Annotated in this window: 24 protein-coding genes, 4 tRNA genes and 1 pseudogene; 12 read left to right on the top strand and 17 right to left on the bottom strand. The window is 69.8% G+C overall.

The window, feature by feature from the left end; genetic code table 11:
- Positions 1-218 precede the first annotated feature (218 nt).
- Together OG589_RS07060 and OG589_RS07055 are read left to right on the top strand one after the other, a co-directional pair.
- Positions 219-1,346: a hypothetical protein gene (locus OG589_RS07060; RefSeq protein WP_405147245.1), complete on the top strand. Its 1,128-nt coding sequence runs from the start codon at positions 219-221 to the stop codon at positions 1,344-1,346.
- Positions 1,347-1,349: 3 nt separating this feature from the next.
- Positions 1,350-2,411, top strand: coding sequence for a polyprenyl synthetase family protein (locus OG589_RS07055; RefSeq protein WP_405147243.1), 1,062 nt, complete (start codon positions 1,350-1,352; stop codon positions 2,409-2,411).
- A 193-nt stretch (positions 2,412-2,604) separates the two neighbouring features.
- Here OG589_RS07055 and OG589_RS07050 read toward each other — a convergent pair whose 3' ends face one another.
- Both OG589_RS07050 and OG589_RS07045 read right to left on the bottom strand, forming a co-directional pair.
- On the bottom strand, positions 2,605-3,270 hold the full coding sequence (locus tag OG589_RS07050; protein ID WP_405147241.1) for a response regulator transcription factor: 666 nt from the start codon (positions 3,268-3,270) through the stop codon (positions 2,605-2,607).
- 110 nt (positions 3,271-3,380) lie between these two features.
- Positions 3,381-4,649: a sensor histidine kinase gene (locus OG589_RS07045; RefSeq protein ID WP_405147239.1), complete on the bottom strand. Its 1,269-nt coding sequence runs from the start codon at positions 4,647-4,649 to the stop codon at positions 3,381-3,383.
- 119 nt (positions 4,650-4,768) lie between these two features.
- Between OG589_RS07045 and OG589_RS07040 the strand changes: the two genes are divergently transcribed.
- A complete protein-coding gene (locus OG589_RS07040; protein WP_405147238.1) occupies positions 4,769-6,190 on the top strand; it encodes an ATP-binding protein in 1,422 nt (473 codons plus the stop codon).
- Between the two features lie 514 nt (positions 6,191-6,704).
- On the opposite strand, the gene OG589_RS07035 is transcribed toward OG589_RS07040, so the two are convergent.
- On the bottom strand, positions 6,705-6,989 hold the full coding sequence (locus tag OG589_RS07035) for a hypothetical protein (protein WP_405152265.1): 285 nt from the start codon (positions 6,987-6,989) through the stop codon (positions 6,705-6,707).
- On the opposite strand from OG589_RS07035, the gene OG589_RS07030 reads away from it, so the two are divergent.
- The 3 genes from OG589_RS07030 to OG589_RS07020 all read left to right on the top strand — a co-directional run bounded on the left by OG589_RS07030 (position 6,939) and on the right by OG589_RS07020 (position 8,965).
- Positions 6,939-7,997, top strand: coding sequence for a tyrosine-type recombinase/integrase (locus tag OG589_RS07030; protein WP_405147236.1), 1,059 nt, complete (start codon positions 6,939-6,941; stop codon positions 7,995-7,997). The two genes, OG589_RS07035 and OG589_RS07030, sit on opposite strands and share 51 nt — an antisense overlap.
- 112 nt (positions 7,998-8,109) lie before the next feature.
- Positions 8,110-8,580 (top strand): hypothetical protein, encoded by a 471-nt coding sequence (locus tag OG589_RS07025; RefSeq protein ID WP_405147235.1) that lies wholly within the window; start codon positions 8,110-8,112, stop codon positions 8,578-8,580.
- A 166-nt stretch (positions 8,581-8,746) separates the two neighbouring features.
- Positions 8,747-8,965 carry a hypothetical protein gene (locus tag OG589_RS07020; protein ID WP_405147234.1) on the top strand — a complete coding sequence of 73 codons (219 nt, stop codon included), beginning with the start codon at positions 8,747-8,749 and terminating at the stop codon, positions 8,963-8,965.
- A 117-nt stretch (positions 8,966-9,082) separates the two neighbouring features.
- Here the strand turns inward: OG589_RS07020 and OG589_RS07015 are convergent, their stop codons facing one another.
- Entirely contained in the window at positions 9,083-9,979 is an 897-nt protein-coding gene (locus OG589_RS07015) for a polysaccharide deacetylase family protein (protein WP_405147233.1), read from the bottom strand.
- A 191-nt stretch (positions 9,980-10,170) separates the two neighbouring features.
- Here OG589_RS07015 and OG589_RS07010 point away from each other — a divergent pair, with 191 nt between their 5' ends.
- Positions 10,171-10,374, top strand: a complete 204-nt coding sequence (locus tag OG589_RS07010) for a hypothetical protein (protein ID WP_405147231.1) — start codon at positions 10,171-10,173, stop codon at positions 10,372-10,374.
- Entirely contained in the window at positions 10,371-10,715 is a 345-nt protein-coding gene (locus tag OG589_RS07005) for a DUF3846 domain-containing protein (RefSeq protein ID WP_405147230.1), read from the top strand. The genes OG589_RS07010 and OG589_RS07005 overlap by 4 nt, the downstream gene beginning before the upstream one ends.
- Before the next feature lie 105 nt (positions 10,716-10,820).
- Here the strand turns inward: OG589_RS07005 and OG589_RS07000 are convergent, their stop codons facing one another.
- The 12 genes and pseudogenes from OG589_RS07000 to OG589_RS06945 form a co-directional block, all read right to left on the bottom strand.
- Entirely contained in the window at positions 10,821-11,015 is a 195-nt protein-coding gene (locus OG589_RS07000; RefSeq protein WP_405147228.1) for a DUF397 domain-containing protein, read from the bottom strand.
- Positions 11,015-11,341, bottom strand: a complete 327-nt coding sequence (locus OG589_RS06995; protein ID WP_405147227.1) for a DUF5753 domain-containing protein — start codon at positions 11,339-11,341, stop codon at positions 11,015-11,017. The genes OG589_RS07000 and OG589_RS06995 overlap by 1 nt, the downstream gene beginning before the upstream one ends.
- 160 nt (positions 11,342-11,501) lie before the next feature.
- Positions 11,502-13,328: a GH39 family glycosyl hydrolase gene (locus OG589_RS06990; RefSeq protein WP_405147226.1), complete on the bottom strand. Its 1,827-nt coding sequence runs from the start codon at positions 13,326-13,328 to the stop codon at positions 11,502-11,504.
- 45 nt (positions 13,329-13,373) lie between these two features.
- On the bottom strand, positions 13,374-14,930 hold the full coding sequence (locus OG589_RS06985) for a glucoamylase family protein (RefSeq protein WP_405147224.1): 1,557 nt from the start codon (positions 14,928-14,930) through the stop codon (positions 13,374-13,376).
- A gap of 39 nt (positions 14,931-14,969) precedes the next feature.
- Positions 14,970-15,785, bottom strand: a complete 816-nt coding sequence (locus OG589_RS06980; protein ID WP_405147223.1) for a carbohydrate ABC transporter permease — start codon at positions 15,783-15,785, stop codon at positions 14,970-14,972.
- A gap of 11 nt (positions 15,786-15,796) precedes the next feature.
- The gene (locus tag OG589_RS06975; RefSeq protein WP_405147221.1) at positions 15,797-16,840 is read right to left on the bottom strand and encodes a carbohydrate ABC transporter permease; all 1,044 of its coding nucleotides are present in this window, start codon (positions 16,838-16,840) and stop codon (positions 15,797-15,799) included.
- On the bottom strand, positions 16,840-17,418 hold the full coding sequence (locus tag OG589_RS06970) for an extracellular solute-binding protein (RefSeq protein ID WP_405147219.1): 579 nt from the start codon (positions 17,416-17,418) through the stop codon (positions 16,840-16,842). Before OG589_RS06970 ends, OG589_RS06975 begins: the two co-directional genes overlap by 1 nt.
- Positions 17,419-17,435: 17 nt before the next feature.
- Positions 17,436-17,954: pseudogene (locus OG589_RS06965) on the bottom strand (extracellular solute-binding protein); the annotation flags it as partial.
- 174 nt (positions 17,955-18,128) lie between these two features.
- Entirely contained in the window at positions 18,129-19,349 is a 1,221-nt protein-coding gene (locus tag OG589_RS06960) for a LacI family DNA-binding transcriptional regulator (protein ID WP_405147218.1), read from the bottom strand.
- Between the two features lie 153 nt (positions 19,350-19,502).
- Positions 19,503-20,456, bottom strand: a complete 954-nt coding sequence (locus tag OG589_RS06955) for a pirin family protein (RefSeq protein WP_405147217.1) — start codon at positions 20,454-20,456, stop codon at positions 19,503-19,505.
- Between the two features lie 43 nt (positions 20,457-20,499).
- Complete coding sequence (gene glmS, locus OG589_RS06950; RefSeq protein ID WP_405147215.1) at positions 20,500-22,320, bottom strand: glutamine--fructose-6-phosphate transaminase (isomerizing); 1,821 nt, start codon at positions 22,318-22,320, stop codon at positions 20,500-20,502.
- 18 nt (positions 22,321-22,338) lie between these two features.
- Complete coding sequence (locus tag OG589_RS06945) at positions 22,339-22,614, bottom strand: hypothetical protein (protein WP_405147213.1); 276 nt, start codon at positions 22,612-22,614, stop codon at positions 22,339-22,341.
- A 232-nt stretch (positions 22,615-22,846) separates the two neighbouring features.
- Here OG589_RS06945 and OG589_RS06940 point away from each other — a divergent pair.
- The 4 genes from OG589_RS06940 to OG589_RS06925 all read left to right on the top strand — a co-directional run bounded on the left by OG589_RS06940 (position 22,847) and on the right by OG589_RS06925 (position 23,234).
- Positions 22,847-22,919, top strand: a tRNA-Gly gene (locus tag OG589_RS06940).
- Between the two features lie 10 nt (positions 22,920-22,929).
- A tRNA-Cys gene (locus tag OG589_RS06935) sits at positions 22,930-23,000 on the top strand.
- 74 nt (positions 23,001-23,074) lie between these two features.
- Positions 23,075-23,147 (top strand) — tRNA-Gly (locus OG589_RS06930).
- A 15-nt stretch (positions 23,148-23,162) separates the two neighbouring features.
- A tRNA-Val gene (locus OG589_RS06925) sits at positions 23,163-23,234 on the top strand.
- Positions 23,235-23,425: 191 nt separating this feature from the next.
- Here the strand turns inward: OG589_RS06925 and OG589_RS06920 are convergent.
- On the bottom strand, positions 23,426-24,616 hold the full coding sequence (locus OG589_RS06920; RefSeq protein WP_405147211.1) for an ROK family protein: 1,191 nt from the start codon (positions 24,614-24,616) through the stop codon (positions 23,426-23,428).
- Positions 24,617-24,728: the final 112 nt, after the last annotated feature.

Genomic DNA, 24,728 nt, shown 5'->3' with positions numbered 1-24,728 from the left:
ATCCCGCAGGATCCACCAGTGGCCGGCCGGTCCCTTGCTCACCTCGCGGACACGGGTGACCCCCAGGTCCGCCGGCCGGGCCACCACCTGAGTCCCGGCCGGGCACGGATCCCCCGTGCGGGGGACGCGGTTCCCGTGCCGGGGGGAGGTGCCGGTGCCGCCCCGGCGCGATCGTGGGATGCGCGGATCTCCCCGTACTTCCCAACAAAGGGGGCACCTTGTCATCCTCGTCCCTCAACCCATCCGCCCCGGGCGCGAGCCGGCCCGCGCCCACCACGGAAGGCACGTCCGCCGCGCCAAGCGAGGGGCGTGCCGGGTGGACCGGCCACGCGGCGGTGCTCTGGGCCGCCGCCTACGGCGTGCTCGCACTCGTCTGGACGCTCACCGGCACCGGCTTCCCGTTCGGGGTGAACGACCCCGGCGCCCAGATCACGCTGCTGCGCGGCCTCACGCCCGAGGTCGGCGCGCCGGTCTTCGCGGCCGTCCTGCTCGCGACGGCGGTCGCCACCCTGGCCATGGCCGGGCGCCACGCCGTACGGCTGCGCGGGACGCCACGGGCCCTGCTGCTGACCTTCGGCTACACCGTGGCCGCGCTGCTGCTGGTGGTCGTGCCCACCGAGAACGTCCTCGCCCTGACCGCTTACGCGCCGATGCTGATCCTCGGCGCTCCGTTCGGCTGGCCGCGGGGGATCGACTACTCCCGCGTGCTCACCTGGTCGCTGGCGAACCAGCTGTGGTGCATGGTGGGCGGGTTCCTCATCGCGTTCGCGGTGCTGGCCTGGCAGCGGCGCAGCCGGGGCGCGTGTGCCCGCTGCGGCCGGGAGCGTGACATCTCGGCGGCCCACCGCGCTCGCACCGTCAGGTGGGCACGCAGGGCCGCCGCCGTCGCCGTCGTCATCCCGCTGCTCTACTCCGTGAGCCGTTACGCGTGGCTCGCGGGCATACCTCTCGGCATCAGCGACCAGATGCTGCACGATTTGCGGGAGTCCGGCGGCGTGTGGGCGGGGGCGGGCCTCGCGACGGTCGCCGTCATCGGCGCGGTCCTGACGCTCGGGCTGGTCCAGCGCTGGGGCGAGGTCTTCCCCCGCTGGATGATCGGCCTGGCGGGCCGCCGCGTCCCGATCCGGCTCGCGGTCGTCCCGGCGGCGTACGCGGCGCCCATCGTGATCTCCGGAGGCCTGGGGATCATCACCTCGCCGCAGATCTGGCACATGATGGGGTACAGCAAGGTGCTGGTCCTCACGCACGCGCTGTGGCCTCTGTGGGGGGTCGCGCTCGCCGTCGCCACGTACGGCTACCACCTGCGCCGGCTCCCCGCGTGCGCCACGTGCGGACGGCGGGGCTGACCGGTGTGGACCATCTCCGACGACTCCCTCGCCATGTGGACACGCCGATCGCTCGACGACGTCGAGACCCTGCTCGGCGCGACGCTGCGCAACCCCGGTGACCCGTTCCTCACCACCGTCGCCACCCATCTCCTCGCGGCGGGCGGCAAGCGCGTACGCCCGGCGCTCGTGCTGCTCGCCGCCCGGTTCGGCGAACACCCCGACGACCCCGCGGTCGTACGCGCGGCGGCGGCCGTGGAGCTCATGCACGTCGCCTCGCTGTACCACGACGACGTCATGGACGAGGCGGCCACGCGGCGGGGAGTGCCCAGCGTCAACGCGCGGTGGGGCAACCGGGTCGCCATCCTCGCCGGTGACTACCTGGTCGCCAAGGCGGCCGAACTGGCCGCGCCGCTCGGGGCTCCGGCGATGGAGGAGCAGGCGCGGATGCTGACCAGGCTCGTCACCGGGCAACTCCGCGAGACCGTGGGCGCCGACCGGCACGCCGACCCGGAGCGGTACTACATGAGCGTGATAGCCGACAAGACCGCCGCCCTGTTCACGCTGGCGGCGCGGCTCGGAGCGCACGCCTCCGGCGCGGACGCCGAGGTGCGCGCGGCCCTCGGCGCATACGGAGAGGCGCTGGGCATCGCCTTCCAGCTCTCCGACGACGTCCTCGACCTCACCCAGCCGTCCGCACGGGCCGGCAAGCCCGCGAACGCCGACCTGCGTCAGGGCGTGGCGACGCTGCCCGTACTGCGGGCCCTGCGCGCCCGCCGCCGGAGACCCGGACGCCCTGACGGGGAGCCGGCCCCGGCCGGCAGGGAGCCCGCACGGGTACGCAGGGACTCGGCGCGGCTCAGGAAGATGCTCGCCTCCGGACCGATCACGGACGCGGACGACCTCACGGTCGCCGCGCGCCTGGTGAGACGCTCTCCCGGGTTCACGCAGACGCGCGCGGATGTGGAGCACTACGCGAACCAGGCCAGGCGGGCTCTGCTGCGGCTCCCTCCCTCACCCGCACGCGACACCCTGGGCGAAATGTGCGACCACGTCGTCTCCCGCACCGATCCCGGACCACCCTGACCCGCGACCGTCCGCCCGGCGTCGCGCTCCTGCCACGGTCTCACCTCGACCGGCCGATCTCACCACAGCCACCAGGCTCACCTCAGCCGACCGGGCTCACCACAGCCACCAGGCTCACCTCAGCCGACCGGGCTCACCACAGCCACCAGGCTCACCTCAGCCGACCGGGCTCACCACAGCCACCAGGCTCACCTCAGCCGACCGGGCTCACGAAGCCGGACTCGTAGGCGACGATCACGGCCTGGGTGCGGTCGCGGGCGGCGAGCTTGGTAAGCACGTTGCCGACGTGCGTCTTGACGGTCTCCGTGCCCACCACCAGGCGCGCGGCGATCTCGGCGTTGGACAACCCGGTGGCCATGAGCCGCAGGACCGCCTCCTCACGCTCGGTCAGCCGGGCACGGCGAAGCCGGTCACCGGCCGGGCCGCCCGCCCCACCGCCCCCGTACGAGCCGGCCAGGCGCCGGATCGCCGCGGGGAACACCAGGGATTCGCCTCGTGCCACCACCCGCACCGCCTCCACGACCTCCGCAGGCCGCGTGCGCTTGAGCAGGAACCCGCTCGCGCCCGCGCGCAGCGCCTCGTACACGTAGTCGTCGTTCTCGAAGGTGGTGATGACGAGCACCCGCGGGGGCTCGCCGGAGGCGGCGAGCAGCCGGCGCGTGGCCTCGATGCCGTCGATCGCGGGCATCCGCACGTCCATGAGGAGGACGTCGGGCCCGGTGCGGGCCACCATCGCCATGACCTCGGCGCCGTCGGCGGCCTCGCCGACCACCTCCAGGTCGTGCTGGGCGTCGAGGATGACCCGCAGCCCGACGCGGATCAGCTCCTCGTCGTCGACGATCGCCACCCGGATGCTCATGACACCCTCACAACCGCCACCTTGGTGGTCATGACAGCCCCACAACCGCCACCTTGGGTGGTCATGACGGCCTCACGATTCCGACCCGGATGGTCATGGCAGGCTCCTCGTCACGGCGACTCCGCTCCTCTCACGACCGCCGCCCCCGTCGGCAGCCGGACGGAGACCTTCCACTCGCCGCCGTCGAGGCCGGCCGTCATTTCCCCGCCGAGCAGCGCGACGCGTTCACGCATGCCGGAAAGGCCCCGGCCGCCCTCGCGCCGCGGGTAGGAGCCGGTCACGGGGTTGGCCACGTCGATGGCCAGCGTGGGGCCGTCGACGGCGACGCGCAGGACGACCGGCACGGGCCCCGCGTGGCGGAGCACGTTGGTGAGGCTTTCCTGGATGATGCGGTAGCCCTCCCGCGACACCGGGGCGGGCAGGTCGTCCACGGAGCCCTCCATCTCGGTGCGCACCTGGACCCCGGTCCCGCGCGTGTGGGCCAGCAGGCCGCCGAGGCCGGCCAGCCTGTGATGCGGTGCGGGCTCTGCGGGCTCGTCCTCGCGCAGCATGCCGAGCACCCGGTCGAGGTCCTCGGTCGCGGCCCGCCCGGTGTCCTCGATCGCGGCGAGGGCGCGGCGCGCGAAGCCCGGGTCGGTGTCCAGCAACTGCAGCGCCGCGGCGGCCTGCAACGTCGTGACCGTCAGCGCGTGCCCGATGGAGTCGTGCAGGTCGCGGGCCAGCCGGTTGCGCTCGGCGAGCCGGGCGGCACGCGCCTCCAGCGCCGCGATGCGCTCGGCCGGGGACGGCCCGAGCAGCACCGGCGCCATGACCGCGGCCAGCGCCCCGAGCCCCGCCACCGCGTAGATGACGCCCACCAGCAGGACCACGCCGAGCAGCGACAGCCACACCGACTGGTGCCCGCTCGGCGCCCCGAGGCGCAACCCCGCGAGCTCCGCGCCGCCCGCGATGCCGAACCGCTGGACGATCAGGGTCACGCCCATCACGAGCGGGATGAGCAGGAGCAGGACCACCAGCCCGCCGATGGCCAGATGGACGGTGAACCACAGGGCCGCGCGCATCCTGGTCTCGCGGTCCGCCCGGCGGGACTCGGCCATCGCGGGCGGATCGGGCAGCGGGACGCCGAGCAGCGACCGCGCTGCCACGATCTCGAGCGCCCGCGTGCCCCGCAGGAACGGCGGCACCGAGGCGACCACGACCGCCACGGCCAGCACCGGCAAGACGATCCCCCGGGGCGTACGAGGCGTGGTGAGCATTTGCGCGAACGCCACCGCCACCAGCACATACGGCAGGAGCAGAACCCCACCGAGCAACAGGTGAACCCCCCGCCGGTAGGTGACCCCGCTCACCAGCGGCGCGACCACCCCCCGAACCCTCACGCGGCCCATTCTCCCGCAGCGAACCGCCATCCGGCTCGCCGTGATGAGGTGAGAGCAAGACACTCAATTTTGATACCCTCATTCATGAGTGTTTCGTCTATGAGTGCCTGTGAGGACGTATGGATGGATTCATCGGTAGGCGGCGAGAGCTCGCCGCACTCTCGCGCATGCTCGGGCGCACCGAGACAGGAGGCCGGGCAGGACGTCCCGGCCGAGCGGTGCTCATGCGCGGGCGGCGACGCGTTGGCAAGTCTCGCCTGGCCGAGGAGTTCATTGGGAGAGCCGACGTACCGCACCTCTTCTTCACCGCCTCAGCCCAGCCCAGTCTCCAGGCCGACCTGGCGCTGTTCACCGATGCCGCCCGTTCTTCCTCACTTCCAGGAGCCCGGGCCTTCCAGGAACAGTCCCCGCAGACCTGGGACGCCGCGTTGCATCTGCTCGCGGCGGCATTGCCGACCGACCGGCCCAGCGTCGTCGTCATCGATGAAATGCCCTACCTCATCGCCAACGATCCAGGGTTTGAAGGCACCCTGCAGAAGGTCTACGACCGGGAGCTGTCGAAGCGCCCTGTCCTGCTGCTCTGCATCGGTTCCGACCTCGCCATGATGGAGGCGCTCAACGAGTACGGCCGTCCGTTCCACCAGCGCGCCACCGAGATGGTGATCCCCCCGCTCAATCCCGCTGAGGTCGCCGAGATGCTCTCGCTGCCGGCCGCTGACGCGTTCGACGCGTATCTCGTGACCGGTGGGCTCCCGCTGGTCCTCGACGAATGGCCCGAAGGCGACGGCGTCTTCGACTACCTGGGGGACGCCGTCATGGATCCCACCTCCGCCCTCCTGGTGAGCGGCGAGCGCGCGCTGGCGGCAGAGTTCCCCACCGGGGCCATGGCGCGGCAGGTCCTGACCGCGATCGGCTCAGGAGAGCGCAGCTTCTCTCTCATCGGCCGGGCGGCGGGCGGCCTGCCTCAAGCCTCACTGACCAGGGCACTGCACCTGCTCACCACCAAACGCATGGTGGATGCCCTCGTACCGCTCTCCACCCATCCATCGAGGGAGACCCGCTACGTGGTGGCGGATCCGCACCTGCGCTTCTGGCTGAGCTTGCTCGGCCCCTATCTCGTGGAGGTGGAGCGTGGTCGCGGCGACCTGGTCCTGGAGCGGATCAAGAAGTCGTGGACGGCATGGCGGGGCCGGGCTGTGGAGGCGGTCGTCCGGGAGGCGCTGTTCAGGATGCCCGGCAGCATCCTTCCCGAGGGCACCGGAGCGGTCGGAGGCTACTGGACCCGCACCAACGATCCTGAGATCGACATCGTGGCCGCCGATCGCGCGCCGGTCGCCAAGCGCGTCACGGCGGTCGGCTCCATCAAGTGGCTGGAGAACCGCCCCTTCGACGGCCACGACCTTGCCCGGCTGGTCCTCCACCGCTCCTTGCTGCCGGGAGCGGACGACACCACCCCCCTGCTGGCGGTGTCCCGGAGCGGGTCCACGGTCGACGGAGTGCCCACGATCGCCCCGGAGGACCTGCTCTCCGCCTGGCGGTGACGGGCAGGGTGCGCCAAAGGCCCGACGCTTCGTTCATGAACCGGCTGGTCGATTTGGGGAGAGCGACGAGGTGCCACGGCTGGGGTGGGTGGGCATCAAGCGGATGCCCCCATCAAGTGGGTGGCGGGAGGGCAAAACAGGGCCTTCACCAGGGGTGACTTCTCACGAGGAGGCAGAGCGCGCGATGCTGCCAGGTTGATCACAAACGAGTTGCGTGAGGTGGAGCGTCGCCGGGGGGCTACGCCGGGCGTCATGGTTCGCCAAATACGGGTACCAGGCGTACGCCGACCCTCGCATGACGGCAACCCAATCCGCCCGCGCGTCAACTTCCGCAGCGAGCTGGTCTTCGTCAAAGCCTTCTACGAGGACATCGCCCGCTGGGCCCTCGACGACCCCACCCGCTGGGCCAAGTGGGCAGTCCCTTGCCCGATCAAGGCCAGCGAATGCGCCACCAAGAAGTCCAGGTCCGGAGTCAAGTCGCGGATGGACCAGCGCACCCGAGCCCAACTCCCGCTCATGCCCGCCCCTGCTGCGCGCGGTCGAACAGCAGCGCAAAGCTGCCGAACACCTGATCAGCGCCGCCCGGAGCACTCCCGAAGGCGAACTCTTCACCGTCGCAGGCCGCGCGTTCCGGCGATGCCGGCAAGGCCCATCCGGACGCGTCTACGTCATCGAGGTCGCCACTGGCAAGAAACGCAGCCTCACCCACGAGGAAGAGGCCGCGTTCTGGTCCTGGGCGACTGTCGAGGTGCTGCGCACGACCGGGATCCGGATTGAGGAGATGCTCGAACTCACCCACCACAGCTTCGTCGCCTACGCCCTGCCGACCACCGGCGAAGTCGTCCCCATGCTGCAGATCGCTCCGTCCAAGACCGATACCGAAAGGCTCCTACTTGTTTCGCCCGAACTCGCAGAGGTCCTCACCGCGATCATCTTCGGAGTCCGGCGCGGCAACGCCGCCATACCCCTAGTCTCCGCCTACGACGTGTTCGAGCAGACCTGGAGCGCGCCGATGCCGTTCCTGTTCCAACGCCGCTACGGATCCGAGGACCGGGCCTTGACCCGCGGCTACATCCGCGAATGCCTGATCGCCACCTCGGCCACCGCGCAGATCACCATCGCCGGACATCCCCTCGAATGGCGGCCCCATGACTTCCGTCGAATCTTCGTCACCGACGCCCTACGCTCCGGACTCCCACCCCACATCGCCGCCAAGATCTGCGGACACGCCCTGCTCGACACCACGATGGGCTACGCCGCGATCTACCCCGACGACGTCATCACCCACCACCGTGCCTTCATCGCCCGCCGCCGAGCCGAACGCCCCAGCGAGGAATACCGCGACCTCACAGCCAGCGAATGGGAAGAATTTCTCGCCCATTTCGAGCTACGGAAAGTCGCGCTCGGAATATGCGGACGCGACTATGGAACCCCTTGTGCGCATGAAAACGCTTGTGTCAGATGCCCACTCCTTCGCGTTGACCCAGCTCAGAAGCCCCGGCTCGAAGAAATCCACGCCAACCTCATCGACCGGCTCGCCGAAGCCAAACAACAGGGCTGGCTCGGCGAAGTCGCCGCTATCGAGACCACCCTCGCGGCAGCGAAGCAGAAGCTTCAAGCCATGCGTGAAGCGACTGTTCGTACGAGCACCGTCAACCTCGGAATGCCCAGCATCCGCGCGCACGATTGGACGATCATCCGAGATGACGTCCTGACCCGCTCGCCGGTGAGCGGCCCGCATCGCCAGTGGGGGCACAAAGCTCGCAGGCAATCAGCCGATCGACAGCGCGGCCATGTCCCGACCTGAGAGCATGGGCGCGATCCCGCCCAGCAGCCTCGCCAGCGCTTTCTCAGCATCAGCGTAATCAGCGGTCCGCGTTGTTGAATGGTGATCACCCGACGAGGTTCCGGAGAATGGCATGGTGCTGACCGAAACGGTCCGGAAGGCGTTACCGAAGCAGCGGAGCAGGTGGCCGTTCTTCGTGTGTCTCGCGCTCCTTGCTTCGATCGTCGCCTACACCCTGGTGTTCGACCTTCCCCAGTGGCGAAACGACGAGAAGCTGGCCCGGCTGCAGGAGCGGGTGAGCATGCTCTCCCTCCCACCCGACACCGAGCATGATCTGCGTGCCGAGGCCAGCGTGGTGGGCCTTCTGTCGGGCAACGGCAATCATTGCGACTATCTGGTGCATCTGGCCCTGGTCACGAAGCTGCCCGACGCCGAGATCGCACGCTACTACGAGTCCGTCACGGTCGAGGGCGTCGAGGGCGGTGAGCTCTCCGGCACCGTCTATGTCAACCCGAGCGGATCATGGCGGGACGGGTTCAAGGGCGTCATCGTGGAATTTTTCGACGGAGGCCACGAGGCCGGGTCCGACATGCGCTGCCACTAACCGAAAGCCCCGGCCATCACCGCGACACGCCGAACAGCCTCCTTCTCAGAACTGAATGTGGCTACAAAGAGTTGAGCTGCTCGCTAGGGGGCTCAGGGTTCGCCACCAAGATCAGTTCGGTTAAGCATGTGTCAGATGCCCTCAACTCCGACCCGATCCCGACCAGATGCCCCGGCTTGAGGAGATCCACGACAACCTCCTCGACCGCCTGAAAGAAGCAAAGGACCAGGGATGGCTCGGCGAGGTCGCCGCCATCGAGACGAGCGTGGCCGCCGCTGAAGACAAGCTCGCCACGATGCGCGAGATGACCGCCAAGCACACCACCACCAACCTCGGCATGCCCGACTTCCACCCGTCGGTCGGCCGACGCACGTCCGGCAGCTGACACACATTGACGAGGCCAAACCACCCGCGCACGCGCCGAGCAGCCAGCACAGACTGGCTGACCTTCGGAGAGGCACTCAGCGGCCCGTTGCCCGCACAAGCGACGGGCCGGATCGGCTCATCGAGGGTCGGCGTTCTGAGACCAGACCCGCTGGATCGTCCGGTAGTCGATCACAGCAATGTCCTCCTGCTGCAGAACTTCACGGGCCTGCGGCGATGTCAGGAACTCGTAGTCCGTCCGGCGCACGCACCAGCCACCGTCGACGGCCTGCGCCTCCTCGTTTCCCAGTCCGGGATGCACAGCCCACTCATTGAGCCCAGCAGGCAGGTCGCGCAGCATCTGAACGTATCGGGCCGCCTTTCCTGCGATATCGAGGGAAAAGCTGTCCAGGAAGTCGTTGTCGGTGACCGGCAGCCCGCGTTGCCGCATCACCCGGCGCCCGGGTTCCAGCCAGACCCGGACCGCAAGGCCGTACTCGGCTGCCAGTACTACGGCCAGGTCGAGGATGTCATCGCGGCCTCCGTCGGCCAGGCAATGGAAGTCCAGGTGGGTCGGCGTGAGCCCAGCATCGGCGACGGCACTGATCTGGGCGCGGAACTCAAGTTCGATCTCATCGAGCCGAGCCTGGCCGAGGAGGGCCGCCCGTCCGGAGGGCGTCGGAGGAAACAGCTCACCTGCGTGGTCCAGGAGCGAGGGCACTCGTTCCTTGGCGGTCATCGGCCCCCATCGGATGTCGGGCATCTCACACACCATGGTCAGGTGGATTCCGAACGGGATCTGGGGCCGTCGGCTGAGCAGTTGCATGGCCTGCGGCGCCGCGGGACACGGGACCATCAGGCTGCACGAGGTGGCGATGCCGTCTTCGATCGACTCGATCACCGCGGCGTTGATCGCTGGATACATCCCGAAGTCATCACAGTTGACGATCAGCAGCCGGGCATCGGGCGGATACCCCAGTAACTCACTCGACTGCTCTGCAGGTGTGACGGCCGTGGGGCCGGTGGTTTCATCCATGCCCGCAGTGTGAGACCCGGCCAGACATCGCGCACGGGAATATGACCCCTCCGCGGCTCCGCGCCGTCATTTTCTCGTGGACATCCACGAGCCCGCCGATCACCAACTGCCGCCACAACCAGCGAACGAAAGTTGCTGCCGAACGTGAACGAAGCCGACACGCCGAACGCAACGTCTATACAAGATTTTTTATGGTCACCGTCAGTGAATCTGCGGCGGGCGGCCGCCTCGAGGAGGCCGAGATCCACAGTTGGGGAGGCGAGATCGAAGGGATCAAGGCCAGCCTGGAAGCCGGCCGCGCCAAGCTCACCGCGGTTCGACGTTCAGCGGCCAAGCGTCAACCTGGCCTGACCGACGTGGGCATCTCAACGATCAGAGTCCGGGGCTTACCGTGAGAGCACTCCTCATCGGCCTCGACAGCAATCTCACCCACCTCGAGCTGCCCAAGGGCAGCTTCAACGGCCGCTTCCTCACCGGTGTTCGCAAGCACGTAAACGCGCAGGCCGTTCAACCACTCAGCCTCACCAGCCGCCTGGACCTCTGGGTCGACGAGAACGGCATAGCCACGAACCGGCCAATCAACACCGTCGCCACCAGACTCGCCCGAACCTTCGGCTCCACCCACAACCTCCGCGGCCCCGTCGTGATCACCAGCACCAACCCGGAGATTGGCACGGCCAAGTCCCTGACATCCGAACAAGTCGCCATGATCAAGAACAGGCTCGCCGGTCCCTGAGCACCCCGTCACGCAGTGCCGACGAGAAGCAGAGCCCCAGGATCGTTAGTTCGGAAAAGAGCTCGGCCGCCACGGCGAACAGATCGCGGCCGATGGCATGACGAGCTACACCCTTCTTAGATGGTCGAGAAAGGTCCTCCATTCGCTGGAACTGAATTGAATGGTCGGGCCGGAAGGGTTCTTAGAGTCTCTGGCGGCGATCGACTCGCCGATCACCGCGATTTCTACACAGTCGTTTCCGCCGCCACTGAAGCTGCTCTTTTGCCACGACACACCAGCAAGATCGACCTGGTCGGCCACTAGAACTCCTTAGCCGCTGCCGCGACCATGATCGCGGTTTCCTTGGGGTCCAACGCAAGTTCGCATATGTGCTCGAACAACAGCGTATAGCGCCGAACTTCCTCGACGCTCTCCAGGTAGAGGTCGCCCATCGCGCCCTCGACGTAGGCAACGTCAGGCTCGTACTCCCCGGAGAAGCGAAGCAGAACGAACGGACCTTCGATCGCCGCGTGGGCTCCGACGGCGAAGGGAAGTACCCTCACCGTGACATCTGGTCGCTCGCCGATCTCGATGAGTTGACTGAGTTGGGCGCGCATAGTCACGCTAAGGCGCGACGCCTCGTTCATGAACCGGCTATTCGATTCGGTGAGAGCGATGAGATGCGACGACAACGTGGGTGGGCATCAAGTGGGCACCCCGTCAAGTGGGTGACGGGTGGGCAAAACCGACCCGTCACCAGGGGTACCTCCTCACGTGGAGGTGGGGCACGTGGATGCTTGCAATTGATCACAACGGGCGTAGCTCGATGTAGGAGACCGCGGGCATGGGGAGGTCGAAGGTGAGGGTGAGGGTGCCGGAGGTGGGGTGGGCGGGGGCCGGGGGGTGGAGGTGGTCGAGGGTGTTGCGGGCGTGCAGTTCGTTCCACTGGGCCGCGTCCGGCCAGTCGCCGCCGCCCAGGGCCGCCCACACGCCCTGGATGTCGGAGCGTCCGGCGTCCACGCGGTGGTGGGTCAGCTCGTAGCGGTCGCGGGGAAGCCCGTCCAGGGTGAGGGTGACCCGCCGTTCGAGGATCGGGGCGCCGCCCGCCTGCGCCTGGTTGAGCGTGCCGTTCCACACCAGCACCCCGACGCGGCCGTCGTCGTGGCGGGCCGCCCACGCCTCGACCCCCGCGACGTCGCCCGTGACGTCCGCGGCCAGCTCGTGGTCGCCGAGCCGCTCGGCCAGGGCGAGCGCGAAGTACCGGGGCTTGCGCAGGTTGCCGACCGTGAGCAGGCCGAACCCCCCGTGGAACAGCCGGGGCGGGCGGCCGAGCTCCTCGAAGTGGTCGGAGGCCACCCAGTGTGACAGCGCGTCGACGCGTCCCGCGGCCGACTTCATCCCGTGGAGCAGGAACGCCGCGCCGAAGGGCCCGTCGCCGATGCCGTGGAAGTGCGTGGGAGTGGGCCCCCATTCGGTCCACCAGATCGGCGTGCCCGCCATGCCGTGCCTGGCGAGGACGGGCCGCCAGTCGAGCGGCGCGTTGCCGTAGGTGTGGGTGGAGACGAAGTCGAGCGCCGCGCCCGACCCGGCCGTGTGGGCGACCAGCTCCTCGACCCAGCCGTTGGCCGCGCTGGACGGCCCGCCCACGCGCAGGCCGGGATCGACGCTTTTCACGGCCGCCGCCGTCACGTCGTACAGCCGGAAGTACTCCTCCGGCGTGCCGCTCCAGAAGACCTCCAGGTTGGCCTCGTTCCACACCTCGAACGACCAGTTCCCGGCCACCTCGCGCAGCCCGTAGCGGTCCACCAGGTGGCGTACGAGCGCCTGCACCAGGTCGCCCCAGCGGCCGTAGTCCTTCGGCGGGGAGATGATCGCCCGGTAGCCGAACACGGTCTTCGACGGGTCGGCGGCCAGGTCGCGCGGCATGTAACCGAGCTCCACCACCGGGCGCAGGCCAAGGCCCATGAGCAGGTCGTACACCCGGTCCACTCCGGTGAAGTCGTGCGCCGGCACCCCGTCCACCTCGCGGTACACCCCGAGGTCGTCGCCGAGAATCGCGTGGGCGCGCACCGCGCGGACGCCCAGCTCGTCGTGCGTGAGGCGCAGCGCCTCGGCCAGCTCGGGGCCGATGGGCCGCCCGCCGGTCTCGCCCTCGCTCAGCAGGTGCGACAGGTGCTCCGAACCGATCATCGCCCGCCAGGGACGGGGCAGCGGCCGGGTGACCTCGGCCGCGTTCACCCGCACCGCCACCGCGGCGTCCCCGCCCTCGCGGGGTGTGGCCGCCACGGGCGCCGAGAACGGCCCGGCCAGGTCCATCGTGCCGAGGGCCGCGACGACGTAGTGGACGGTCTCGCCGGGTGTGACCGCCGTGTCGACGAACCGGGTCCCGGGTACGGCGGGCACGTCCACGTCGGGCTGCTTCGTGGTGAGGAACGGGCCGCCCGCGCTCGCGCCCCGGTGCACGAGGTAGCCGATCGCCCCCTCCACGGGCTCCCACTCCAGCGTGACGTGCCCGGCGCCGGCCGACGCGCGCGGCCCGGCGGGCGCGTCGGGCGCGACGCCGACGGCCATGCCCGCCTCGCCGGACCTCTTGTAGATGCGGTCTCTCCAGTCCGTGAGTGCGGACTCGGTCATGATCTTCTCCCCGATCGGTCGCGGTAGGTGCGGCTCGGCCGCCGGTCAGCGCAGCCGCGCGTCCCATTCCTCCAGGCGGAGCACGGGCTTGAGCAGCCTCTCGGGACCTCCGGGGGTGAAGTAACGGCGCAGGTCGTCGTCGGCGAGGGCGTTGCCGAGGGCACCCATGATCATCCCCTGGTCGAGCGCGAGGTACTCCTTGGCGACCTTGCCGCTCCGCACGGCCACGGCGTCGTAGAAGCCGCCGGGGCCGTAGGAGTCGAAGTCCGCCCGCAGCCGCGCCAGGTTGTCCAGCGCCTTGTCGCCCGCGTAGCGCAGGGCGAGGAAGGAGGCGTGCGGCGTCACCACCCCGTCCCCGTAGTGGTCCGGCTCCGGCTTGGCGGGACGGCAGTCGCCGAAGCCCGGGTCGGTGGAGGTGCGCTCCTCGTCGGAGGTGTAGCCGTCGGTGTCCATGCCGAGGCCGTCCACGCCGTACTCGCGGTAGCCGCCGTTCGGGTCGTCGGAGGGCGAGAAGCCCCAGTAGCCGTACTTGGCGTCGTTCAGCCCGTGCTCGATCTGCGCGGCGACGAAGACGGGGTGGTTGCGGCCCCAGCTCCTGGCGCCCCATGTCTCCTCGGGGACCACGAGGTTCGCCATCAGCGCCTCGAACATGCTGCCGCCCCAGTTCGGTACGAAGCGCAGGCCGCGGTAGCCGTACGTACCCTCGAAGACCTTGATGCCCTGGTAGGTCTGCCAGCTTCCCACCGGCTTCTGGTCGGCCCAGCCCCAGTCGCAGGTGTCGGGGAAGGTGCGCCAGAGCCCGAAGTAGTGGGTGGCGGGCACCTGGCCGAGCGCGACGGCGACATAGGTGACGACGCGGGTCTCGGACATCGCGCCGTAGCGGTGGCAGGTGGAGTACACCGTCCTGCCCGTGTGCGCGTAGTCGGTCTCCTGCGAGCAGCCTTCCGGCTTGTCCGGCCAATAGCCGCCGGTCATCAGCCCGGTTCCCGCGTCGGGACGGGCCTCGGGGTCGTAGAAGGCGGCGAAGTTCATCCGCGACAGGACCTCTCCGGCCTTCCTCGCCTGCTGGGGCACCGCGTTCTTCACCATCATCAGCGCGGCGGCCAGCCAGGCGTTGTCCACGCTGGACACGAAGGGCAGCACGGGGTCGCCGGTCTCCGGCCAGGTGCGCACGACCCGCAGCGTCGCGGGGTCGTACCAGTTGTAGAACAGGCCGGTGGCGGTGTCGTGGTCGAGCCGGCCCAGGGCGTCGAGCACCTTGGCGACGCGCGCCGTGGCCTCGCGCCGGTCGATCAGCCGCAGGTCCCTTGCGGCCAGGGTGCTCCACAGGTACGTGCCGGCGTTGGTGGGCGAGGTGACCTTGGCACGGGTCCGAAGGTCGCCCGACACCTTGTCGGACGGCATCCCGGTGCCGGGGTCGGCCATGGCGACCATGGACTTCCAGGTGTCGGCGGCGTACGTACGCAGCACCGACGTACGGGAGGCCGCCGGACCTGTGAGGGAGGGCGACGGCCCGCCGGTACGGGAGTGCGCCAGCGCCTCCGCGGGGATCGCGGCGGCGAGGCCGAGTGCGAGAGTGCAGGCGAGAACTGTCTTGCGCATGGGCACCTCAGATCGCTCGAAGGTCGCTTACGAGGGCGCTCACTTGAGCCCGGCCGTGGCCACGCCCTGGACGAAGTAGCGCTGGAGGGAGACGAACAGGAGCAGGACGGGGGTGATGACCACGATCACGCCGGCCAGCAGCAGCCCGTAGTGAACGGTCTCCCTGCTGGAAAGACTGGCGAGCGCGACCGGCAGCGTGTACATCTCCTGGTGCTGGGCGACCACCGCCGGCCAGATGAAGCCGTTCCACGACCCCATGAAGGTGATCAGGCCGAGGGTCGCGAGCACCGGCTTGCAGAGCGGCATCACGATCTGGAAGAAGATCCGGAACTCCCCCGAGCCGTCCACCCGGGCCGCGTGCACGAGCTCGTCGGGGATCTCCCCCATGAACTGCCGCATCATGAACACCCCGAGCGGGGTGACCAGCCCGGGCAGGACGATGCCTGCGTAGGTGTCGGCCAGGTTCAGGCTCGCGACGGTCACGAACTGCGGGATGAGCAGCACGATGCCGGGCACCATCATCTGCAGCAGGACCAGGCCGAAGACGAACCGTCTCCCGGCAAAGTCCAGCTTGGTGAGCGCGTAGGCGACCAGGGAGCAGAACAGCAGGTTGGCGGCCACCACGATCACCGCCACGATCACGCTGTTGGCCGTCACCCTGGCGACGTCCATCCGCTCGAACAGCGCGGAGTAGTTGCCGGTGATCCAGCGGACGGGCAGGAACGTCGGCGGGTCCCGCCTGATCTCCGCGTCGGTCTTGAACGAGCCGAGCAGGGTCCACAGGAAGGGCCCCGCGACGGCGGCCAGCCCGATCGTGAGCGCGGCGTACAGCGCCGCGGTGCGTGATCTCTTCACGTTCGCGCTCCTCACGTCTTCGGCCTCAGCCACCGGAACTGCGCGAACGAGAACGCGGCGATCACGGTGAACAGCACGGTCGCCGCGGCGGCCCCGTAGCCGTAGTTGCCGAAGCCGAACTGGTTGTAGATGGCCAGCGAGGCCGAGAGCGTCGAGTTGAGCGGGCCGCCCTTGGTCATCACCAGCGGCTCCTCCAGGAACTGCATGAAGCCCGCCGCGCTGTAGACGCCGCAGAAGAGGATCGCCGGGCGCAGCATCGGCACCGTGATGCCGCGGAACTTCGCCCACATGCCGGCGCCGTCCACGTCGGCCGCCTCGTACAGCTCCCTGGGCACCCCCTGCAGGGCGGCCAGGAAGACCACCATGTCGAAGCCGAAGTTGCGCCACGCCGACATCAGGACCAGCGAGGGCAGCGCCGTGCACTCGTCGAGCAGCCAGGCGGGACCCTCGACGCCGGCCGACCTGAGCAGGGAGTTGAGCAGCCCGGCCTGCGGGTCGAGCAGCAGCCGCCAGGCCACCGCGATGCCGATGATGCTCGTCACGTACGGCAGGTAGTAGCCGAGCCGGAAGAACGTGCGCAGCCTGGTGATCCCGGAGTTGAGCAGGATGGCCGCCGCCAGGCCGAGCGCGATCGTCAGCGGTGTGGTGGTGACCACGAAGAACAGGGTGTTGACCGCCGCCCTCCGCATCGACTCGTCCTGGAACAGGCGCTCGAAGTTGGCCAGGCCGACGAAGTTCACCCCGAAGGGGTCGCGCACGTCGGTGCTGCGCATGTCGGTGAAGCCCATGACCAGCCCCGCGAGCAGCGGCAGCGCGTACATCAGGCAGAACACCAGCAGGAAGGGCGCCGAGAACAGCCAGGCGTGCCCGGCCTTCCTGGGCGGGTTCGGCCCGCGCCGTGGCCGGTGCCGTCCCACCCGGGCCGGGGCGCGCCCGGGCGCGTCCTCGCGCGCGGCGGGGCGGCCCTCGTCGGAGTGCCGCCGGTGGTCAGGGGCCCCGCGCGAGGTGGGGCCCCGCCTGTTCGTGCCCGCGAGGCCCGGGCCGAGCGCGGCCATCAGAGGCCGGTGCCGACCGTGTCGGCCTGCGACTGGACGGCCTTGGCCGCCTCCTGCGGCGTCGCCCTGCCGAGCGCGACCTTCTCGACCTGCTGGTCGATCACCTTGGCGATCTGGTCCCAGGTGGGGAAGGGCGGAGGCGTCTTGGCGTCCTTGAGCTGCTCGCCGAACACCGTGACGCGCTTGTCGGCCGTCAGCTCGGGACGCTGCCACGCCGCCTGGACGCTCGGCAGGTCCTTCACCGTCTTGAACCACTCGCCCTGGGTCGCCGGGTCGCTCAGCCACTGGACGAACTTCCAGGCCGCGTCCCTGTTCTTGGAGTCCTTGAAGACCACCAGGTCGCTGCCGCCGATGAAGCTCGTGCCCCCCGCGCTCCCCTTGGGATAGGGCGCGACGTCGAACTTGCCGGCGAAGCCCGGGCCGCCGTCCTTCTCCATCCCGGCGATCATCCAGGGCCCGGAGTAGTAGGCGCCGACGTCGCCCTTGAAGAAGCTCGCCGGGAACGAGGCGGGGTCGACCTTGCTGGAGGCGAGGCCCTCCTTGAAGTACGACTGCTGCTGGGCCAGCGCCTTGACCATCTCGGGGGTGTCGAAGGTCCACTGCCGTCGGACCCGATGATGGAGCCGCCCTGCTGCCAGATCAGCGGGAGGATCTCCTGCCAGGAGCCGGTGGTGTAGTTGAGGTTGATGCCCTGGGCGGCGCCGGCCTTCTGCAGGCCCTTGACGAAGCTCTTGGTCTCGTCCCAGGTGGCGGGCGGGGTGAGCTTGGCCTTGGCGGCGAGATCCTTGCGGTAGTACAGGACGCGCGTCTCCACGTACCAGGGGACGCCCCAGGCGGTGCCGTTGACCTCGACCGTCTCCCACGCGCTGGGGAAGAACGCCGACTTGTCGATGACGTTGCCCGGTGTCGGGTCCACCGCGCCGGTCTTGGCCATCTCCCCCATCCAGGTGGAGCCGATCATGCTGACGTCCGGGGTCGTACGGCCGGCGATGGAGGCCGTGATCTTGTCGTGGGCCACGTCCCAGCCGATGGGGGTGACGGTGACCTTGATGCCGGGGTTGGCGGCCTCGAAGCCCTTGGCGAAGGAGGCCAGCGCCTCGCCCTCCGACCCCATGGCCCACACGGCCAGGGTGCCGGTCGCCTTGGCGGCGGTGTTCACGTCGGTCGGTCTCTCGGCGGTCCCCCCGGACCCGCGCCCGCAGCCGGTCAGTACGAGCGTCCCGGCGATGATCAGGGCAAGTGAACTGGCGGTGTACGGCTTCAACTCAATGACCTCCTGGGGGTGCGGCTACCGAGGACGCGACTCCTCGGCACGCGGCTCTTGGGGGTACGGCACTTCGGCGTGCGGGAACCGCGGCGCTCGGGATTGCGCTTCTCCGGAGCGCGCCTTCGCGGAATGCGCCTTTTCGGGGTGCGGTTCTTGGGAGTGGGCCTTCTCCGGGTGCGGGCCGCAGCTGTGGCGGATCACCAGCTCGGTGGCGAGGGTGCGGTGGCTGTCCTCGGAGCCCGCTCCGGCGATCAGCCGGTCGAGCGCGCGCGCGGCCAGGGCGCCGAGCTCCCGCATCGGCTGCCGCACCGTGGTCAGGGCCGGCCTCGCGTGGCGGGCGGCCATGATGTCGTCCCAGCCCGTCACCGCCACGTCGTGCGGCACGGACAGCCCCAGCTCCTCGGCGGCCAGGATCGCTCCCAGGGCCACCTCGTCGTCGGAGCAGATGACCGCGTCCGGCCGCTCGGCCCCTCCCAGCAACCGGAGCGCGGCCTCGTAGCCGCTCTCGACGGTGTACTCGGCGGTCAGCACCGGCTCGACGGCGTCTCCGAGCACCTCGCGCACGCCCTGCCAGCGCTGGTCCACGTCGTCGCCCGTGGCGTACGGCGCGCCAAGGAAGGCGAACCTCCAGTAGCCGTGGCCGAGCAGGTGGCGCGCCAGCGCGCGAGCCGACGAGAGGTTCTCGCTGCGCAGGGTGACGGCGCCCGGCCGCTCCGCGTGGGAGATGAGCACCAGCGGCAGGCCCAAGGCGACCAGCTCGTCGATCACGTCGCCGGGAACGGTGTTCCCGAAGACCACCAGGCCGTCCACCCGCCCGGCCAGCTCCCGCACCAGGTCCCTGATCGCGTCACGCCACTGAGCGACCGGGCCGGTCTCTCCCCTGACCGGCTCACGCGCCTCAGCGGACGGCTCGCGCCCCTTGGTGGACAGGATGACCACCGACCGGCCCAGCTCCGAGGTGACCTCCTCGTACCCGATGAGCACCTCGGCGAAGTACGGGCCGGAAAGGTTGGGGAAGACGATGCCGTTGGCGGCGTGCCTGCCCTCGGCGAGGCTCACCCCCGCCCGGCTCGGGGTGAACCGCAGCTCCTCGACCGCGCGCATCACCCTCTCGCGCGTGGCCCCCGCCACCGGCCCGGTGCCCCGCAACGCCCGCGACACCGTGGCTATGGACACCCCGGCCCGCCGTGCGACCTCGTAGATCGTCACACCACTCGCCGCCGAGACGTCCCGCCCATCCATGCATGCCTCCCTGGATGTAAGCGCTTCCACCGTAGGCAACAGCGGAAGAAAGGCAGTGGAAGCGCTTACAGTGTCAGGAGTATGCCGCCGCATTACCGGAATGTAAACACCTGCGCACGACGTCCCACATCAGCCGGTACGGCGCCGGGGCTTCTACCGGTGGCGGCCTCGGGGTTTGAGGGGGGTGGCCGGGAGGGCCGGGGCGGGGAGGGGGGCGCCGTCGAAGCCGTCGACGGTGCCGAACTCGGCGCCCTCCGACCATTCCTTGCGGAAGCGCTCGATCTCCTCGTGGCTACGGCCGACGAAGTTCCACCACATGACGATCTCCTCCTCGAACGGCTCGCCGCCGAGGAGCAGGACGCGGCTCGGCCGGCGGGCGCGGAAGGCCAGCTCGGACCGGCCGGACCCGAGGTAGAGCAGAGGGCCGGGATCGAGGTCCACCCCGTCGGCCTCGACGCCCCCCGACAAGGTCAGCGCGGCGTACTCGAAGTCCGGCCGCACGGGGAGGGTGACCCGCGCCTGGTCGTCGAAGGCCATCTCGGCGCCGGCCAGTGGCGTGTGGACCCGCGCCGGCGAGGTCAGGCCGCCGAGCTCCCCGGCGATGACGGTGACGGCGACGCCGGGGAGGTCGAGCACCGGCAGCACCGGGTGGTGCTCGAAGGAGGGGGCGTCGTTGCGGGAGGCGTCGGGGAGCGCCACCCAGAGCTGTACCCCGTGCAGCACGGTCTCCCCGGGCGACTCCTCCGAATGGGAGATCGCGCGCCCGGCGGTCATGAGGTTCAGCTGGCCCGGGCTGATCAGCTGCTCGCTGCCGAGGCTGTCGCGGTGCAGCACCTCGCCTTCGAGCAGCCAGCTCACCGTCTGAAGGCCGGTGTGCGGGTGCGGCGGCACCCGCATGGTCGCCGGCTCGGGGCCGTAGTGGTCGACGAAGCACCAGGCCCCGACCATCCGGCGATCCCGGTTCGGCAGGGTCCTGGTCACCTTCATGCCCCTCGGCCCGCCGAGGACGACGTCGCGGCCGGTGAGCAGGTCGCGCGCCGGGCCCTCCCCGGCCTCGCGCCGGCCGCCGCACAGCGTCTCCCGAGGGTCCCGCTCCAGGTTGCTCACCCGACGACTGTACGACGGACCTCTCGCGCCTACGGCCGCGGCACTACTCCACCGTGACGCTCTTGGCGAGGTTGCGGGGCTTGTCGACGTCGCGTTCGAGGGCGACGGCTGCGTGGTAGGCCAGGAGCTGCAGGGGGATGCCGAGCAGGATCGGGTCGAGCTCGACCTCGTTCTTCGGCACCACGATCACGTCCTCCACGAGCTTGCTGTCGGGCAGGCGGTGACCCACCATGAGCACCTTGCCGCCACGGGCGCGGATCTCGCCGAGCGTGGTGAGGTTCTTGTCGAGCAGTTCGTCGTCGGGCACGATCGCCACGGTCGGCATCTCGGGGCCGATGAGCGCCAGCGGGCCGTGCTTCAGCTCGCTCGCCGGGTACGCCTCGGCGTGCACGTACGAGATCTCCTTGAGCTTCTGGGCGCCCTCGCGGGCGACCGGGTAGCCGCGCACCCGGCCGACGAACATCATGCTGGGGTGGGTGGCGTACTTCCGGGCGAGCGCCTCGATGGCGTCGCTCTGCTTGACGATCTCCTCGATCTGCTCGGGCAGCTTCCGCAGGCCCTCCACGATGCGCCGCCCGTCGGCCGGCGACAGGTCGTGGACCCGGCCGAAGTGCAGGGCGATCAGCGCGAACGCCACGGCCGTCGAGGTGAACGCCTTGGTGGAGGCCACCGAGACCTCGGGCCCCGCGTGCAGGTAGACGCCGCCGTCGACCTCGCGGGCGATCGCGCTGCCGACCGCGTTGACGACGCCGAGCACCCGCCCGCCCTTGCGCTTGAGCTCCTGGACGGCGGCGAGCGTGTCGTAGGTCTCTCCCGACTGGCTCACGGCGACGTACAGCGTGTCGTGCTCGACGACGGGGCTGCGGTAGCGGAACTCGGAGGCCGGCTCGGCGTCGGCGGGGATGCGGGCGAGCTCCTCGATGAGCTGGGCGCCGATCTGACCGGCGTAGTACGCCGAACCACAGCCGATGATCTTCACGCGGCGGAACGCGCGGGTCTCGCGGGGGTCGAGGTTGAGGCCGCCGAGGTGGGCGATGTTGAACCGGCCGTCGAGACGGCCGCGCAGCGTGCGGGCCACCGACTCGGGCTGGTCGGAGATCTCCTTGAGCAGGTAGTGCTCGTAGCCGCCGGTGTCGTAGTGCCCGGCGTCCCAGTCGACGGTCAGCGGCTCCTTGGAGGTGGCGCGGGCGTCCATGGTGAAGGTGTGGAAGCCGTCGGCCTTGAGCACGGCCAGCTCGCCGTCCTCCAGGTGGACGACCTGCCGGGTGTAGCGGACCAGGGCGGCGACGTCGGAGGCGCAGAACATCTCCTTCTCGCCGATGCCGATGACGATGGGGCTGCCGTTGCGGGCGACGACGATCTCGCCGGTGCGCTCGGCGTCCAGCACGGCGATGCCGTACGTGCCGACGATGCTCTTGAGCGCCTTCCTGACCGCCTCCTCCAGCGAGTCGGTGTCCTGGACGGTGCGGGCGATGAGGTGGGCGAGCACCTCGGTGTCGGTCTCGGAGACGAAGACGGCCCCGTCGGCGACCAGCTTCGCGCGCAGCTCGTCGGCGTTCTCGATGATGCCGTTGTGGACGACGGCGATGCGCTCCTCGCCGTCCAGGTGCGGGTGGGCGTTGACGTCATTGGGGACGCCGTGCGTGGCCCAGCGGGTGTGGCCGATGCCGAGGCCGCCCTTGAACCTCGCGGGCACGGCCGCCGCCAGGTCGGCGACCCTGCCCTTGACCTTGCGTACCTTGAGTCCCTTGTTGTTCACCACGAGACCGGCCGAGTCGTAGCCTCGGTACTCCAGGCGCTGCAGACCCTCCAGCAGGATCGGTGCCGCGTCTTTCGGCCCGATATAGGCGACAATTCCACACATTTCGATCTCCTTGGTGCGCTAGCCGTACACGATGCGGCGCAGTTGGCGCAGGGACAGCTCGGGTGCCGCGACGCGGCGTGCGGACAGCTCGGCGGCGATGCAGGGAAAGATGCGCTCGTTGGTGAGACCCCGGGCCTTCATCTCCCCGTGGCGGCGCCTGACGTACTCCTCGGCGGACTCCGAGAAGTAGGCGACGACCTCGGCCACCACGCGGGCGGCCTCCCCCGGACCGAGGGACGTGGTCCGGGTCAGGTGCGCGATCAGATCCTCATAGGAATGCCGTGCCGTTGACACAGGCCAGGACTTTACGCAGGAAAGAGATGACACGCCAAGATTCCTGCCCGATTTCGGGCAAGGTACGCCCCTAAGTGCTGCTGGAGAGTGCCACGGGGGTGCCTACGGGGGCCACGCCCCGGGTTCGAGAAACCTCGCGTTCACGTGCGGCTCGCGTCGCGGACTGCGCACGCGAGGTCTCCGGACGCGCTAGAGTCTTTGCGTGACCGGGGATCGCTTCCCCGAGACTCACGCGGACGTGGCTCAGCTGGTAGAGCATCACCTTGCCAAGGTGAGGGTCGCGGGTTCGAATCCCGTCGTCCGCTCGAAGATCCTGGTGGAGTGGCCGAGAGGCGAGGCAGCGGCCTGCAAAGCCGCGTACACGGGTTCAAATCCCGTCTCCACCTCGACGGGATCTCGCACCTCCGGGATCCGGTAAAGTTAGACAGGCATCACCCGGGTACGACTTCCGAGTGATCATGCGGACGTGGCTCAGCTGGTAGAGCATCACCTTGCCAAGGTGAGGGTCGCGGGTTCGAATCCCGTCGTCCGCTCTGATTCCTCATCGAGGGCGATTAGCTCAGTGGGAGAGCGCTACCTTGACACGGTAGAGGCCACTGGTTCAATCCCAGTATCGCCCACCCCCGATTCCCCAGGTCAAAGACCTGGGGTTTCCGCTTTCCCGCCACCTCAGGCTCGCAGCGCCTCCAGCATCCGCGCCAGGGCGGCCCAGGTGTCGTCCAGGTCGCCGGGGTTCCCCGACCCGGCCGGCCACAGCCACGTACGCTTCGGCCGCCCGGCCTGACCGGACGGATGCGCGAAGTGCGGCGGGTCAGCCGGTGGCGGTGATGCGGGCGGCGGCCGGGGTGGCGCTGAGGAACTCCTCGATGACCAGGGTGGCGGCGCCCAGCGCCACGGCGTCGGGGCCGAGACGGCCGAGCACCAGGGAACTGGCGGCGTACGGCTGCGCGAGGGAGTTCGCGGCGACCACGTCGCGGATCTCGGGCAGCAGGGTCTCACCGAGCAGGAGCCCGACCCAGCCGCCGATGATGATGCGCTCGGGGTTGAGCAGGTTGACCAGATTGGCCAGGCCCACCCCGAGATAGCTCACCGTCTCCTCCACCACGGGAGAGCGTGAGGCCAGTACCCGGGTCAGCTCCTCCTGCCAGCCGGCCTTCCGCGTGGAGACCCCGGCCCGTTCGAGGATGGCCTCGGCGCCGATGTAGGCCTCCAGGCACCCGCGCCCGCCGCACCGGCACGGCCGTCCCCCCGCGACGATCTTGGTGTGTCCCCACTCGCCGGCGCTGCTGCTCACCCCGTGGAAGGTGGCCCCGTCGGCGACCACGGTGGCCCCCACCCCCGCGCCGATCAGGACGATGACGGCGTTCGCCGCGCCACGGCCGGAACCGAACCACAGCTCGGCCTGGCCCATCGCCTTGGCCCCGTTGTCGACGTGCAGAGGGAGGGAGGTGCCGGCACGTAGGAGCGCTCCCAGGGGAACGCCGTCCCAGCCGAAGGCCTTGGCGTGGATGAGCACGTCGGCGCCGCGCTCCACGATGCCAGGGACGCCGACTCCCACGCCGAGGACCCGCTCGGCGGGCACCCCGGCGTCGGAGAGCACCACCTCGATGCCCGCGAGGATGTGCATGACGACCAGCTCGGGGTCGTGGCGGGCCGGCCGCAGGGCGTACTCGACCTTGGCCCGCTGGTTCATCTCCAGGTCGAACAGCTCGACGCGCACGTGCGTCTCGGAGACGTCCACGCCGACCGCGTAACCGTACACGGGGTTGACGCGCAGGAGCACGCGCGGGCGCCCGCCGTCGGAGTCGACCTGGCCGGCCTCGACGACGATGCCGTCGCCCAGCAGCCCGCCGGTCATGGTGCTGACCGTGGCCGCGCTCAGCCCGGTGAGCGCGGAGAGGTCGTTGCGGCTGGCCGGCCCGTCGAAGTACAGCGTGCGCAGCAGCATGGCGCGGTTGCCTTTGCGGACATCGCGCACCGTTCTGCGCTCGGGCCTTGCCATGACGTACCTCCACGAGTTCACGGCCATGTTAGTTCAGACGCCGAAGGAAACCCGCCACCACCGGACCGGCAAGGCCTGACATGGCGCGATGGTCGTGTTACCAAAGCGTTTC

Source organism: Sphaerisporangium sp. NBC_01403, assembly GCF_045040145.1.
GTDB classification, from domain to species: domain Bacteria; phylum Actinomycetota; class Actinomycetes; order Streptosporangiales; family Streptosporangiaceae; genus Sphaerisporangium; species Sphaerisporangium viridialbum.
This window is presented reverse-complemented; position numbering and strand designations above follow the sequence as displayed.